This is a genomic window from Ramlibacter paludis (assembly GCF_022012305.1).
Classification (GTDB): domain Bacteria; phylum Pseudomonadota; class Gammaproteobacteria; order Burkholderiales; family Burkholderiaceae_C; genus Ramlibacter; species Ramlibacter paludis.
Map to the genome: position 1 here is coordinate 28257 of NZ_JAKLTM010000008.1, position 13564 is coordinate 41820.

The 13564-nt window shown below is 69.1% G+C and carries 11 protein-coding genes; 5 read left to right on the top strand and 6 right to left on the bottom strand.

The window, feature by feature from the left end; all coding sequences use genetic code 11:
• Nucleotides 1-20: 20 nt before the first annotated feature.
• From LZ009_RS21880 to LZ009_RS21900, 5 genes are all read right to left on the bottom strand, one after another.
• Nucleotides 21-4121 carry an AAA family ATPase gene (locus LZ009_RS21880; protein ID WP_275700109.1) on the bottom strand — a complete coding sequence of 1367 codons (4101 nt, stop codon included), beginning with the start codon at nt 4119-4121 and terminating at the stop codon, nt 21-23.
• A 221-nt stretch (nt 4122-4342) separates the two neighbouring features.
• On the bottom strand, nt 4343-4873 hold the full coding sequence (locus LZ009_RS21885; RefSeq protein ID WP_275700110.1) for a spore coat protein U domain-containing protein: 531 nt from the start codon (nt 4871-4873) through the stop codon (nt 4343-4345).
• On the bottom strand, nt 4864-7182 hold the full coding sequence (locus LZ009_RS21890; protein ID WP_275700111.1) for a fimbria/pilus outer membrane usher protein: 2319 nt from the start codon (nt 7180-7182) through the stop codon (nt 4864-4866). The genes LZ009_RS21885 and LZ009_RS21890 overlap by 10 nt, the downstream gene beginning before the upstream one ends.
• A 6-nt stretch (nt 7183-7188) precedes the next feature.
• The gene (locus LZ009_RS21895; RefSeq protein WP_275700112.1) at nt 7189-7881 is read right to left on the bottom strand and encodes a fimbrial biogenesis chaperone; all 693 of its coding nucleotides are present in this window, start codon (nt 7879-7881) and stop codon (nt 7189-7191) included.
• Nucleotides 7882-7891: 10 nt separating this feature from the next.
• The gene (locus tag LZ009_RS21900; RefSeq protein WP_275700113.1) at nt 7892-8386 is read right to left on the bottom strand and encodes a Csu type fimbrial protein; all 495 of its coding nucleotides are present in this window, start codon (nt 8384-8386) and stop codon (nt 7892-7894) included.
• A 41-nt stretch (nt 8387-8427) separates the two neighbouring features.
• Here LZ009_RS21900 and LZ009_RS21905 point away from each other — a divergent pair, with 41 nt between their 5' ends.
• Nucleotides 8428-8949 (top strand): Csu type fimbrial protein, encoded by a 522-nt coding sequence (locus LZ009_RS21905; protein WP_275700114.1) that lies wholly within the window; start codon nt 8428-8430, stop codon nt 8947-8949.
• 18 nt (nt 8950-8967) lie between these two features.
• Here LZ009_RS21905 and LZ009_RS21910 read toward each other — a convergent pair whose 3' ends face one another.
• Nucleotides 8968-9441, bottom strand: coding sequence for a hypothetical protein (locus tag LZ009_RS21910; RefSeq protein ID WP_275700115.1), 474 nt, complete (start codon nt 9439-9441; stop codon nt 8968-8970).
• Nucleotides 9442-9574: 133 nt separating this feature from the next.
• Here LZ009_RS21910 and cyoA point away from each other — a divergent pair, with 133 nt between their 5' ends.
• Genes cyoA through cyoD form a run of 4 tightly spaced genes read left to right on the top strand, consistent with a single transcriptional unit; the run spans nt 9575 to nt 13557 of the window.
• Nucleotides 9575-10561, top strand: coding sequence for a ubiquinol oxidase subunit II (cyoA, locus tag LZ009_RS21915; protein ID WP_275700116.1), 987 nt, complete (start codon nt 9575-9577; stop codon nt 10559-10561).
• A 5-nt stretch (nt 10562-10566) separates the two neighbouring features.
• Nucleotides 10567-12570, top strand: a complete 2004-nt coding sequence (gene cyoB, locus LZ009_RS21920) for a cytochrome o ubiquinol oxidase subunit I (RefSeq protein ID WP_275700117.1) — start codon at nt 10567-10569, stop codon at nt 12568-12570.
• The gene (gene cyoC / locus LZ009_RS21925; protein ID WP_275700118.1) at nt 12563-13174 is read left to right on the top strand and encodes a cytochrome o ubiquinol oxidase subunit III; all 612 of its coding nucleotides are present in this window, start codon (nt 12563-12565) and stop codon (nt 13172-13174) included. The genes cyoB and cyoC overlap by 8 nt, the downstream gene beginning before the upstream one ends.
• Nucleotides 13171-13557, top strand: coding sequence for a cytochrome o ubiquinol oxidase subunit IV (cyoD, locus tag LZ009_RS21930; RefSeq protein WP_275700119.1), 387 nt, complete (start codon nt 13171-13173; stop codon nt 13555-13557). The genes cyoC and cyoD overlap by 4 nt, the downstream gene beginning before the upstream one ends.
• Nucleotides 13558-13564: the final 7 nt, after the last annotated feature.

Genomic DNA, 13564 nt, shown 5'->3' on the forward strand with positions numbered 1-13564 from the left:
GGTTCCTCCAGGTCGCGGTGCTAGCCGGCCGCCCGCAGGAACGCGAGCCTTTCCCGCGCGGCCACGAGGTCGCCCGTGCCCGCGCCGCCTTCGATCGCGGCACAGGCGGGTTCCAGCATCGCCAGCGCCTTGCTGCTGCGACCGTCCGCGTGCCAGAGGTCGGACAAGTCGGTCGCCGCGCGCAGGGCCAGCGACGCCAGCTTGCGCGCGCGGGCGTTCTCCAGCGCCTGCAGCATCCAGTCCTCGGCTTCGGCGCGGCGCTCGAGTCCGGCGCGTGCCGCGCTCTGCCACGTCAGGCGGCCGATCAGGCGGCGGATCTCGGCTTCGTAATAGCGCTCCCCGGTCCGCTCGACGATCGCCAGCGCCTGCTCCAGCAGGGCGAGACCGTCTTCGGGCCGGTGATCGAGCGCGAGGCCCTCGGCGCGCATCGTCAGGTAGAAAGGCGTGGTCACGACGGCGCCGGATGCGGCCCACATCTCGTAGCCTTGCCGCATCTCCTCCACGCCCGCCTTGACGTCTCCGAGGGCCGCCGCCGCCCGGCCGCGCATCACGCGGGCGTGCGCCAGCCACACGGCGAACCCGTTTTCCTCGCAAACCTTGATCGCCTGCTCCGCCGACTCCAGCGCCTCGCGGTCCTCGCCGCGGAAGTGCAGGACCGCCGCGCGGAAACCGTACGCCTCACCGATGCTGAAGGTGTGGCGGATCTGTTCGGCGTGCGCCACCACGGCCTGCACCCGCTGGCGCGCCTCGTCCGGAAACCCGAGCTCCCAGAGCGACCAGGCCGAATAGCAAAGGCACATCACTCCCGGGTCCTGCACGGCCTGCGGCTTGTGTTCCAGGAGCATGTACTCGGCACGGCAGGCGTCCATCTCCTGCACCGCCTGCATCATCTCGCCCTGGTGCATCTTGATGTTGGCAAGGGCCCACAGGGTCTGGACACGCTGGATCGCGCCCGCCGTGCTGCCTGCCCGGGCCGCTGCATCGAGCACGTACGAGCGCGCCTTCTCGAAGTCCGCCCGCATGAAGTGGTAGCCCTCCAGGCCGAGCAGTACCCGCATGACGGCGCTTTCATCCCCCAGCAACTGCGCCAGTTCCATGGCGCGTGCATAAGCCCGTTCGACCCGCTCCGCGCCGTAGCCGCGGGTGGCGATCAGCCGCGCCGCCAGCAGCAGTTGCAGGCGCAGCTCGAGCCGGCACTGGTCCTCCCCGCTCGGCATCCGCGCGAGGACGGCGAGCGCGCTGTTGACGTGCCCGATGGCTTCCGCGTGGGCCGAGCGCGAGGCGGCCTTGCGCACGGCCGCCTCCCAGCAGCGCAAGGCGTCCGCGTCCATGCCGGCTTCGGTGTAGTGGAAGGCCAGCAGTTCGGGCTGCCGGTTGACGAGGTCGCCGAAGCTCTCGCTGATGACGTTCGCGATCACCTGGTGCAGGCGCAGCCGGTCGCGTTCCAGCAGCGAGCCGTACGCCGCGTCGCGCATCAGCGCATGCCGGAAGGTGAAGCTCGCGCCGCCGCTGTCGCCGTCATCCTTGGCCAGCAGCATGCCCGCGCGCGCCAGCTCGGCCAGCGGCACGGCAAGCTCCTGCGCCCCGATGGGGGATCCCGGGTGCCGCAGAACGGACTGCAGCAGGGAAAGCGGGAACTCGCGGCCTATCGTCGCGCCGACCTGCGCGACCTGCTTGGCCGGTCCCAGCCGGTCGAGCCTCGCCGTGAGCAGGTCCAGCACGGTGGTGGGGACTCGCATCGCGCCTGAATCGGCGTGCTCGCCGTCCGCGCCCAGGTCGACCACCATGCGGGTGGACTCCTCGATGAAGAGCGGCACCCCGTCGGCGCGCGCCGCGATCATCTGCACCATTTCAACCGGCAGCCGCCTGTCCCCGCAAGCGCTCAGCACCATGGCTCTCGACAATTCGGGCGACAGGCCAAGCAGTTCCGCCTCGTACACCGCGAGGCGCGGGCGCCACCGGATTTCGTCGTCCGAGCGCACCGTGACCAGGATGAGGAGCGGCATCGCCCGCGCCGCGCCGGCCAGCCGGTCGAGGATTTCCGCGGTCGACGGATCCAGCCAGTGGATGTCTTCGACGATCCAGCATCCCGCCGCGGTGCGCAGGCGTTGCTGCGCCAGGGCCACCAGCAGGTCGACCGTGAGCTGGCGGCGCCGCTCCGCGCTCTGGTCCAGAACGGGGTGGCGCTGGGGCATGGGCAGCGAGAGCAGGTCGGCGAGCAGGGCGGCAGCGCCTTCGTCGAGCTTGCCGGCGGCCGACACCACCTTTTGCAGGCGGGCGAGGACGGCGTCGGCGCTTTCGCCCGCGCCCAGCCGCAACTCGTTGCGCAACGATTCGATCAGGGGGTGAAACGCGCTGTTGGCGTGCTCGGGCGCGCAGCGGCTCTCGAAGACCTCGTGGCCGCCGTCGACCAGGATCTGCTTGAACTCGCGGACCAGGCGCGACTTGCCGATGCCCGCCTCGCCGAGGAGCCGGACGATGCGCAGCGACCCCGCCTTCACTTCCGCCCAGTGCGCCAGCAGCGTCTGCAATTCTTCGCGGCGCCCGATGAAAGGCGTGACGGCCGGCACTTCGGGCGCGGCGGCGGAGTCCGGCGAACCGGGCAGGGCCGGCCCGAGCAGGCGGTGGCACGTCTGCTGTTCGTCGAAACCCTTCAGCAGCGTCCGCTGTTCCAGCTGCTGGAAGCGGAACCGGTCCCGGACGATGCGCCGCGTGCTTTCGCCGACCACCACGGTGCCCGGCGCGGCGATGGACTGCAACCGCGCAGCCAGGTGGATGGCCGATCCCACCGGCTGCCCGCCGCGCACCACGACCTGCCCGGTGCAAACGCCCATGCGCACGCCCAGCCCCAAGGCCTGCACGGCATCCAGCAGATCCAGGCTGGCGCGCAAGGCCTGGGCAGCGGCATCCTCCCGCGCCACCGGCGTGCCGAAGTAGCACATGGCACCGTCGTCGCCCTGGAAGTCGTCGGGCGCGCCGCCGTGCGCCTGGAGGATGTCGCGGCACAGCCGGTGGTACTGCGCCAGCAGGTCGCTGTAGGCTTCCGCGCCCAGCACGCCCATCAGCCGGGTCGAGCCCGCCAGGTCGATCGACAGGATCGTCACCTGGCGCAGGTTGTCTTCCACGGCGGCGCGGCGTTCGTTCAGCACCACCGCGCCGTCGCCATAGAGTTCGGGACGCAGCGCCGCCAGTGCGGCCATGCCCGCATTGCGCCGGAACGCGCTGCGCGCCGAGCGCACTGCTTCGGCGGTGGAGGCGCCCCGCACCAGCGCGGCATACAAGTCCAGCGCGAAGTCAGGGCCCGGCGCATCGGCCACGGGCCCGCAGGTGAGCACGTTCAAGCCGAACCTGCAGGCGCCCAGCGCGATGGCGCGATTCGCATTGCCGTTCGCGCCCGCGGCAAGCGAGAGGTCCTGCGAGACCAACAGTTGCGGCGCGGACGCCAGCAGGCCGATGGAGCTGATGTCCAGCGGCTCCCCTGCCCACCACCACAGCACCGAGCCGGTGGGCGCCGGCCGGCCGTCCACCGGCCCGACGAAGTGCAGCACGTCGTTGGCGCCGATCAGCCGCAGCAGTTCCTCCCGAGGCAGGGCGCCGGCCTGCACGACACTCACCGCGATGCCCGCCATGCTGCGCAGGCCGGCGTTGAGGCGCGCCAACGCCGGCGCTGCCGCCTCGCTGCCGGAGACGACCAGCACCTTCAGCGTCCCGCGGTTGGGCCCATGGCGCGCCGCCTGCACCGGCGCGGCATCGGCCACGATGCGCCGCACCAGCTGGAACTTCTCCCCGAGGGAGTCCTCGCCGACCGGCAGCAGTTCCCAGGGCGCCCACGCGAGGGTTGCATCGAGCTGGAGGGTGAACATGCCCGGCGGCGCATCGCGCAGGAAGGCAGCGATTCCTCCGGGCAGCAGGTGGGCCAGCAACTGCCGGGAGAATTCGCGAAGTCCGGCCGGCTCGCCGCTGGACAGGAGGCGCTCCGACTGCTGCCTCAGGTCGACCAGGGCTGCTTCCTCGGTGGCTACGGTTTCAAGCCGCGCCAGCAGGCGGAGGTCCGTCAGCGACGCAGCCAGCCCGCCTCGCTGCGGAAGCAAGGTGAGGTAGAGCGGTGAACCCTCGGTCATCACGGCCGGACTGCAAAGGATCGCAGGACCATGGGTTGCCCCCCTGTGATTTCGCTCGCCGAAAGCTCGTTGCGGCGGCCCTGGCCGGAACGCTGCATGCATTCCGAGACCGTCGTGGGCATTAGAGCGAAATCGTTTTGCCGCGTCAAACCCGCAAGCGTTGGTATCCGGGGCCTCCTACTCAGGATGAACGAAGCGGGGCGGCCGGGAGCTTCGGCCGGTCACTTGCACTGCCGGATGGTGTACTCCAGCCGGGCCGCGACGTACCCCAGCCAGTGCCCCGGCTCCGCCACTTGTTGCCCGTGCACGGTCCCATAGAGCTGGTGGGTGACCGTCACGGCGCGGTTGGCGTCGTTCAGCTCGATGCGGCCCTCGAACGCCTTCGTTCCCTTCTTGCCGTCGCCCCAATGCTGGCGCCGCCCGGCGTCGACGTACAGGTCATATTGCAGTTGCGACAACTCGCGGTCCCGCATCGAGCGGCCCGGGTCCGGCGGCTCCGCCTTCAACTCGTAGCGGATGTCGACGGTGAAGCCCTGGCCGTTCGCGCGCGTGCAGGTAACGGCCACGGTGCTCTCGGCCAGGACGGGTGGAGTCGCGCCCGTCATCTCATGGCGGCCGAAGTTGTAGACCGGCGTGGTCGCATGGCACTCGGCCGGCTTCGCCGGGCAAGGCGTGGGCGGCTTCGCAGCCAGTTGAGCGCCGGCCGCCAGTGGCAGCAGGGCGCCCCAGGCGATGAATCGGCCTAGCGGCACGGATAGCTCCCCAGCGTCGCGCCCGACGCGAAGTCGGCGGGCAGTTCGATCACCGCGGTGCAGCCACGCTCGCCGATGCGCACGCGCAGCGCATTCGGCTTGCCGCGCGCCAGACCGCTCACGTACACCTTGCCGCGCCTTGCCACGGGGAATGACTCGCTCGCCTCGCCCACATGCACCGACGCGCCGGCGGGCACCGGTTTTCCATCGCCTTCCACCAGGGTCAGCGTGGCGGAAATCCTGCGCACCACGCCCATGTCTACCAAGGCGCCCATCCGGCTCGCGATCTTGATGCGCTTCGTGTTGTCCGCGAAGGAGCCGTCCAGCGGAATGTCCTCCGGCTCGAAGGACACGGTGCTGGGCAGGAAGCCGGACAAGCGCGGAATCACGGCCACGCCGCTGCTGTCGGTCGCGCCCACCTGCTGGCCGTTGCCGTAGACGCGCACCCCCGGGAAATCCGCCACCTTCACGATCGCGAAGCTCTGGTCCAGGTAGCGCGAGATGCGCCATTCGCCGGCCGCCACCGCGAGGCCGCCGCGCGCGAATGCGCGGGCCGCCCGGCTTCCCGAGGCTTCGGCCACCTCGGCGCCGAACTGGCCGACGCCGGTCTGCACGTAGGCGCCCAGTTCCAGGCGGCGCGCGGCAGACTGCTGGCCGGCGAGCACGCGGTAGCCGAAGCTGTCCGTCTCCAGCAGGTTGCGCGTCACGTCCAGCAGCACGTCCATCTTCGGCGCGTCGCTGCGCCGCTCGACCGAGGCGGTCACGAAATCCCGTTCGCCGAGCGGCATCGCCAGCGTGAGCGAGAACACATGCGTCTTCGGCTGCGTACCCCAGAAGCGCGAGTAGCTGGCCGACAGGGTGGCCGAGCGCGTCAGCGAGAAGGTCCAGCCGGCCGTTGCGCTGTTGAATTCGCCCGAGGTGTCCTTGGTCCGCAGGCCCAGCAGGTTCAGCCAGTGCCGCTCGCCGACGTGCGCCGAAGCCGAGAACTGGCGCACGGCCAGCGTGCGCACCTGCCCCGGTTCGAAGCCGATGTCCACGTAGTCGGGGCTGCGCTGCTCGGCACCCCCTGCGACGCTCCATTCGCGCTCGTTGCGCTGGAAGAAGACCTTGCCGAGCGCGCCGGCGTGGCCGAACCCCCGGCTCGCCGCCGCGCCCGCGCCCACCAGCCCCAGGAGCGGCACCGTCGCCTGCACCAGGCCGCCCAGGTTGGCGCGATCCGCCATGGCTTCCGCGCGCCCCTCCAGCGTCAGGCGGTCGGTGACACCGTAGCGGTGCGTGGCCACCGCGGCCCAATCCCCATAGGCATTGCTGCGCACGCCGTAGTCGCGCCGCAGCAGGCCTGCTTCGTACGAGAAGTCATGCAGCCCCTGCCGCAGCATCGCGTCGTAGCGCACGTAGGGTACGACGGCGCTCGATTCCTGGCCGAACACGTCGCGCACGACCACCCGCACATTGCCCGCCCCCACGGGCACCGGCAGGCTGTTGACGGAGAAGGGCCCCGGGCGCACCGTCGTCGAATAAGCCTTCGCGTTGCCGACGTAGATGTCGACCGTCGACGGCACCACTGCCGTCCCCGCCACGTCCGCCGTCGGATAGGTGATCAGCAGCGGCGCGTTGGCGAAATTGCGCTGGTACTGGAGGCCGCCCATGCGCAGCGCCGCACCGTAGCTGCCGGGACGGGTGATGGTGTCGCCGAGCACCAGGCTCGTGATGCGCTCCGGGTCGTCACGGCGCAGCGCCGTGTCGAGCCGGGTGGTGCCGCGGCCGTTGTTGCCCGTGAAGAAGCTGGAAGTGGCCAGGCCCCAGCGCGAGAAGGCGCCGACTTCCCAGCTGGCGCCCAGGGCGCTCGTGCCGCCCCCATGGTCGAAGCGCAGGTCGTAGTTCAGGAAGCCGCCCGATGTGTAGCTCACGGGCAGGCGGTCCTCGGCGACGAACGATGCGTGCGTGCCCAGGTGCATGGCGGGCGGGAAGTCGAGCTTCAGCGTCAGCGTGGCCGGATCGAGTGCGTAGCGCAGACGGAGGCTTTCGACGCACAGCCAGCGCGTGGCGGCGATCGGGTGCCATTCGATCGAAGAAGTTGCGATGCCCCAGCGCTGGAGTTCCGCCTCGGCGATGTAGAGCGGTCCCGCCGGCGGCACGTAGCGCGCCGCGATCCCTTCGCGCTCCTCGCCATTGACCGTGGGTTGGAGGAGCAGCGGCGCCAGCGTGGATGCGCGCGCGACGCCGGCCTGGCACGGCGGCGCCTGCGCATGCGCCGCAAGCAGGGGGGCGGCGAGGACGGCCACCGCCAGCGCACGTGCCGGATACACACGGCTTCAGCGCTTGACGTCCGCCATGAAGGTGCCGTGGTCCGTGCGCACGCGTACCTTCAGCGGCCCGTCGGCCTGGATCTTCAGCGGGTAGTCGCCGCTGAGGGTGTTGCCCACCAGCAGGTAGGCCGCGGAGGGCACCTTGAGGAGGTCGCCGGCCTGGGCGGAACTCAGCACCCATTCCTTCAGCTTGATGTTGGCCTTGCCGGTGTTGCGCAGTTCGACCTTCAGCACGTCCTGCACCAGCGCCACCGAAAGCGCGGCCTCGCCCTTGGCCACGCGCCCCGCGGCCGGCGCCACGAAGACCGGCACCGCCATCGACACCACGGTCTTCAGCGTGTTGGCCTGGATCTCGCGGGCCGGCGGCACCTCGTCGATGAAGATGCGGTAAGGATGTTCGGTGGCGTCGAGCGGGCGATTGAGCTGCACGCGCACGACCTGCGCCGCGCCCTTTTCCAGGCGGAAGGTGGCGGGCGCCACCAGCAGGTCGTTGGTCGGCTCGTAGCTGTCCACGCGGTTTTGCTGCTTCCAGCTCACCACGCGCACCTCGAAGGTCTTGGCTTCGTCGGTATTGGTGACCGTGAGCGAGGACGCCCGGTTCGCACCCAGCTCCACGCGCAGCGGCACGATCGCGAAACCACCCGCGTGCGCGGCGCCGGCGGCGGCAAGCAGGGCCCACAGGCAAATGGCGCGCAGCATGGCTGGCCTCCTAGTAGTAGATGCGCACGGTGATGGTGTCGGCGTACTCCTCGGCCGGCACGACCTGCGCCGTGGGGATTGCGCCGAACACGGTGTGGTCCTGCGGCAGGCCGGTGCCGACGCCGGTCACCGTGTCGGTGCCGGGCGTGTTGCCCCAGATGCTGCTGCGCGCCGAGTCGGAATAGAGCTGGTAGTTGAGGACGCTCGTCGAGGCCGACACCATGCGGCGCTGGTTCACCGTCGCGCCCGGCGATGTGCCCTCGTTCAGCCCGATCTGGTAGCTGGAGTTCGGCGTGCAGGTCGCGCGCAGCAGCGTGGTCCCGAGCAGCGGGCTGCCGGCCTGCGCGTTGTAGACGCCGAAGCCGAGGTTGCTGGCCGTGATCTCGCAGACCGCATTGACGCGGGCCGAGACCCGGAACGTGGTGCTCGTGCTTTGCTGCGCCGGTGCCTGCGTCCAGGGCAGCACCGCCAGCATGACGAAGACTGCAAGTCGCCGCTCGTTCATCCGGGTCTCCAGGGCTCCCGCAGGAGCAGTAGCATCGCGAAATGGCAAGGGGCACCTCCACCTGGAACACGCGCTGGCTGCTGGCGGCAGCCAGCGCCCTGGCCTGCGGGCCGGCCCTGCCCATCGTCCAGACCTTCATCGCCACCACCGGCATGCAGGTGCGCCTGGAGCTCGCGGGCTCGTGCGAGATCAGTGCCTCCGACCTGAGTTTCGGCGCCTACAACGCGGCCTCGGCCGCACCGGCATTCGCGCAGTCGACCATCCAGTTGCTGTGCGCGCCTGGCATGGTGGCGGAGCTGGCGCTCGACGCCGGCACCGCGCCGGGCGCGAGCACCACGCTGCGCCAGATGCTCTCGGCCAGCGGCGCCGATCGCCTCGATTACGGCCTGTACCAAGACGCCGGGCGCAGCATCACCTGGGGCGACACGCCCGGGGTCGACACGCTCGAGGTGCCCACCAACGGCGCGCTGCAGACCGTGCCGGTCTTCGGCCGCATCCCGGCCGGCCAGCGCCCGCCGGCGGGAATCTATGGCGACGAAATCACGGTACGCGTGCTCTACTGACGGCATAGGCGCCCCGCTTCAGCTCCTGCGGCCCAGCGCGCGGTAGAGGCGGACCACGGCTTCCTCCGCCGCCAGCATGACCACGATGACGACGATCAGCGTGATCAGCCCGTGCCAGATGCCGTGGAACTGCAGGTCCTTCTCGAACAGGAAGGCCAGCGCTTCGAGGATCACGAACTTGGATCCGAACAGAACGAGCCAGGCGCAGAAGTACTTCAGGAATTTCGCGGCCGTCCCAACCCGGTCGCTGAAGTACTCCATCACCCGGTGCTCGACGGCGATCGTGCCCTGCAGCAGGAGCTGCAGCACCACGGCGGCGAACAGCGAGGTGGTGAAGGTGTCGACGAACACCTTGTCCGAATATTCGGCAAAGAGGTTCAGCACCACGAGGTCGATCAGGATCCCCGTGAAGTAGCGGACGAACAGGCGCTGCCGGTCCAGGGGCGCCTCGGCCACGGCCGGGACGAAGGCTTCTGCTGCGTGGGTGGTCATGGGATTTCCCTCTGGACGCCACTTTGCGGCATGATGTGCCCGGCCCGGATGGGACCAAGGTCCAATGGTCCCGCTGCGGGCGGTCCGCGCAGCCTCAGCGCGTTCGTTCAGGGGCCGACACGAGCTCATCCGGATGAAGAAACTGCTTGCGATTCCCTGCGCGGCGCTGCTGTCGGGCTGCAGCATGGTGGTGCTCGACCCGGCCGGCCATATCGCCGCCCAGGAGGCGCGGCTGCTGGTCATCTCCACGCTGCTGATGCTGCTGATCATCGTGCCGGTGATCGCCCTCACGCTGCTGTTCGCCTGGCGCTACCGCGCCTCCAACACCGACGCGCCCTACGAGCCCGACTGGGACCACTCGATCCAGCTGGAACTGGTCATCTGGTCGGCGCCGCTGCTCATCATCATCGCCCTGGGCGCCATCACCTGGATCGGCACGCACACGCTCAATCCTTACCGCCCGCTGGACGCCAAGGCCGCGGCCGCCCAGGTCGAGCCGATCGACGTGCAGGTGGTGGCCCTGGACTGGAAGTGGCTGTTCATCTACCCGAAGCTGGGCATTGCCACCGTCAACGAGCTGGCCGCGCCGGTCGACGTGCCGGTGCGCTTCAGCATCACGTCGGCCTCGGTGATGAACTCCTTCTACATCCCGGCGCTGGCCGGCCAGATCTACGCGATGCCGACCATGGAGACCAAGCTGCACGCCGTCATCAACCAGCCCGGCGTGTACCAGGGCATCTCCGCCAACTACAGCGGCGCCGGCTTCTCCGACATGCACTTCATGTTCCACGGCCTCGCCGCCGCCGATTTCGAGGCCTGGGTGCAGAAGGCGAGGGCGAGCGGACAGGCTCTCGCACGCGACACCTACCTGCAGCTCGAGCGCCCCAGCCAGCGCGAGCCGGCGCGCTTCTACGCATCCGTTGCACCGGGATTGTTCGACGCGGTCGTCAACCGCTGCGTGGCGCCGGGCACCCAGTGCCTGCACACGCAGATGGCGGCCGACGAGCGGCGCGCCGCGGTGGCGGCGAACTGGCGGCCGGGGACGCCGCCCGAGGGGCTGATCTGCACCGCGGCCGACGCCGCGACCGTCGCCTCCCTGCCCTGGCCCGAGCGGAAATGACGCCCATGTCCGAGAACACCGGCCTCGCCAAGCTTCTTTTCGGCCGCCTCAGCTGGGAGGCGCTGCCGCTGCACGAGCCGATCCTGATCGCGACCTTCATCGCCGTCGTGATCGGCGGCATCGCCGTCCTGGGCGCCATCACGAAGTTCAGGCTCTGGGGGCCGCTGTGGCGCGACTGGATCACCAGCATCGACCACAAGAAGATCGGGATCATGTACGTGATCCTGGGGCTGGTGATGCTGCTGCGCGGCTTCTCCGACGCCATCATGATGCGCGCGCAGCAGGCGATCGCGTTCGGCGAGCAGGCCGGCTACCTGCCGCCGCACCACTACGACCAGGTCTTCACGGCGCACGGCGTGATCATGATCTTCTTCGTCGCGATGCCGCTCGTGACGGGACTCATGAACTTCGCGATGCCGCTGCAGATCGGCGCGCGCGACGTCGCCTTCCCCTTCCTCAACAACTTCAGCTTCTGGATGACGGCCTCCGGCGCCGGCCTGGTCATGGCCTCGCTGTTCGTCGGCGAGTTCGCGCGCACCGGGTGGCTTGCCTATCCACCGCTCTCGGGGATCATCCACAGCCCCGACGTGGGGGTGGATTACTACATCTGGTCGCTGCAGGTGGCGGGCGTGGGCACCACGCTCTCGGGCATCAACCTGATCGCGACCATCGTCAAGATGCGCGCGCCCGGCATGGGCATGATGAAGATGCCGATCTTCACCTGGACCACGCTGTGCGCGAACATCCTCATCGTCGCCGCCTTCCCGGTGCTGACCGCCGCGCTCGCCCTGCTGTCCCTGGACCGCTACGTGGGAACGCACTTCTTCACCAGCGAGCTGGGCGGCAACGCGATGATGTACGTCAACCTGATCTGGATCTGGGGCCATCCGGAGGTGTACATCCTGATCCTGCCGGCCTTCGGCATCTTCTCCGAGGTGGTGTCCACCTTCAGCGGCAAGCGCCTGTTCGGCTATGCCTCCATGGTCTACGCCACGATGGTGATCACCATCCTGTCGTACCTCGTGTGGCTGCACCACTTCTTCACCATGGGCTCGGGCGCCAGCGTGAACTCGTTCTTCGGCATCACCACGATGATCATCTCGATCCCGACCGGCGCCAAGATCTTCAACTGGCTGTTCACCATGTACCGCGGCCGCATCCACTTCGAGGTGCCGATGATGTGGACGGTGAGCTTCATGGTCACCTTCGTGGTCGGCGGCATGACGGGCGTGCTGCTGGCGGTGCCGCCGGCGGACTTCGTGCTGCACAACAGCCTGTTCCTCGTCGCGCATTTCCACAACGTGATCATCGGCGGCGTGCTGTTCGGGCTGTTTGCCGGCATCACCTACTGGTTCCCCAAGGCCTTCGGCTACAAGCTCGATCCGTACTGGGGCAAGTGGTCGTTCTGGCTGTGGACGGTGGGCTTCTACGTGGCCTTCATGCCGCTGTACGTGCTGGGGCTCAAGGGCGTGACGCGCCGGCTGCAGCACATCGACGACGTGTCGCTGCGCCCCTGGTTCCTGCTGGCGGCGCTGGGTGCCGGCTTGATCGCGCTGGGCATAGGCGCCTTCCTGCTGCAGCTGTGGGTGAGCTTCCGCCGGCGCGAGCAGTTGCGCGACACCACGGGCGATCCCTGGAACGGCCGCACGCTGGAATGGTCCACGTCCTCGCCGCCGCCGCCGTACAACTTCGCCTTCACGCCGATCGTGCATGAGGGCGATGCCTGGTACGACATGAAGAAGCGCGGCTACGCGCGGCCGGTGGAAGGGTTCATCCCGATCCACATGCCGAAGAACACGAGCGCCGGCTTCATCCTGGCCATGCTGAGCGCGGCGCTCGGCTTCGCCCTGATCTGGCACATGTGGCTGCTGGCCGCGGCGGCGCTGGCCGCCCTGGTCGTCACCGCCATCGTCCACACCTTCAACTACGAACGCGATTTCCACCTGAGCGCCGACGACGTCGTGCGCGTGGAGAACGCGCGCACCGAGCTGCTGGCCCGCCATGGCTGACACCGCCACCGACACCCTGCGCTTCTACGACACCGGGACGCACCACCCGGAGCAGCCGACGCTGCTCGGCTTCTGGCTCTACCTGATGAGCGACTGCCTGCTGTTCGCCTGCCTGTTCGCCTGCTACGGCGTGCTGGGGCGCAACTATGCGGGCGGGCCCACCGGCGCCGAGATCTTCGAGCTGCCGCTGGTGGCGCTCAATACCTCGCTGCTGCTGCTGTCGTCGATCACCTACGGTTTCGCGGTCATCGCCATGCAGCGCAAGCAGCGCAACGCCACGCTGGCCTGGCTGGCGCTGACCGGCCTGCTCGGGGCGGGCTTCGTCGGCATCGAGCTGTACGAATTCAGCCACCTGCTGCACGAAGGCTACGGCCCGCAGCGCAGCGGCTTCCTCTCCGCCTTCTTCGCGCTGGTCGGCACGCACGGCCTGCACGTGAGCGTGGGCATCCTCTGGCTGGCCACGCTGATGGTGCAGGTGCGCAAGCACGGCCTGGTGGTGGCGAACCGGCGGCGCCTGATGTGCCTGTCGATGTTCTGGCACTTCCTGGACGTGGTCTGGATCGGCGTCTTCACCTTCGTCTACCTCATGGGGGTGCTGCGATGAGCGACCAGGCACTCGACCGGCAACACGAGCACGACGAGGAAGACCACGACACGCTGCACGTCACGGTGCGCGGCTACGTCACCGGCTTCGTGCTGTCGGTGATCCTGACGGCCATCCCCTTCTGGCTGGTGATGGGCAAGGTGCTGCCCAACCCCACCATGACCACCTTCGTGATCCTGGGCCTGGCCATGGTGCAGATCTACGTGCACATGGTGTTCTTCCTGCACATGACGTCCAAGGCCGAGGGCGGCTGGGCCTGGATGTCGCTGATCTTCACGCTGGTGCTGCTGGTCATCACCTTGAGCGGCTCGCTGTGGATCATGTACCACCTGAAGACCAACACCATGCCGGTCACGCCCGAGCAGGCGCGCCGGCTTCCCTGAGGCCAAG

Bases quoted from the DNA above. Each gene is read 5' to 3' on its own strand.
- LZ009_RS21880 (WP_275700109.1), bottom strand. From the start codon at position 4,121: ATGACCGAGGGTTCACCGCTCTACCTCACCTTGCTTCCGCAGCGAGGC.
- LZ009_RS21895 (WP_275700112.1), bottom strand. From the start codon at position 7,881: ATGCTGCGCGCCATTTGCCTGTGGGCCCTGCTTGCCGCCGCCGGCGCC.
- LZ009_RS21900 (WP_275700113.1), bottom strand. From the start codon at position 8,386: ATGAACGAGCGGCGACTTGCAGTCTTCGTCATGCTGGCGGTGCTGCCC.
- LZ009_RS21905 (WP_275700114.1), top strand. From the start codon at position 8,428: ATGGCAAGGGGCACCTCCACCTGGAACACGCGCTGGCTGCTGGCGGCA.
- LZ009_RS21910 (WP_275700115.1), bottom strand. From the start codon at position 9,441: ATGACCACCCACGCAGCAGAAGCCTTCGTCCCGGCCGTGGCCGAGGCG.
- cyoA (WP_275700116.1), top strand. From the start codon at position 9,575: ATGAAGAAACTGCTTGCGATTCCCTGCGCGGCGCTGCTGTCGGGCTGC.
- cyoB (WP_275700117.1), top strand. From the start codon at position 10,567: ATGTCCGAGAACACCGGCCTCGCCAAGCTTCTTTTCGGCCGCCTCAGC.
- cyoC (WP_275700118.1), top strand. From the start codon at position 12,563: ATGGCTGACACCGCCACCGACACCCTGCGCTTCTACGACACCGGGACG.
- cyoD (WP_275700119.1), top strand. From the start codon at position 13,171: ATGAGCGACCAGGCACTCGACCGGCAACACGAGCACGACGAGGAAGAC.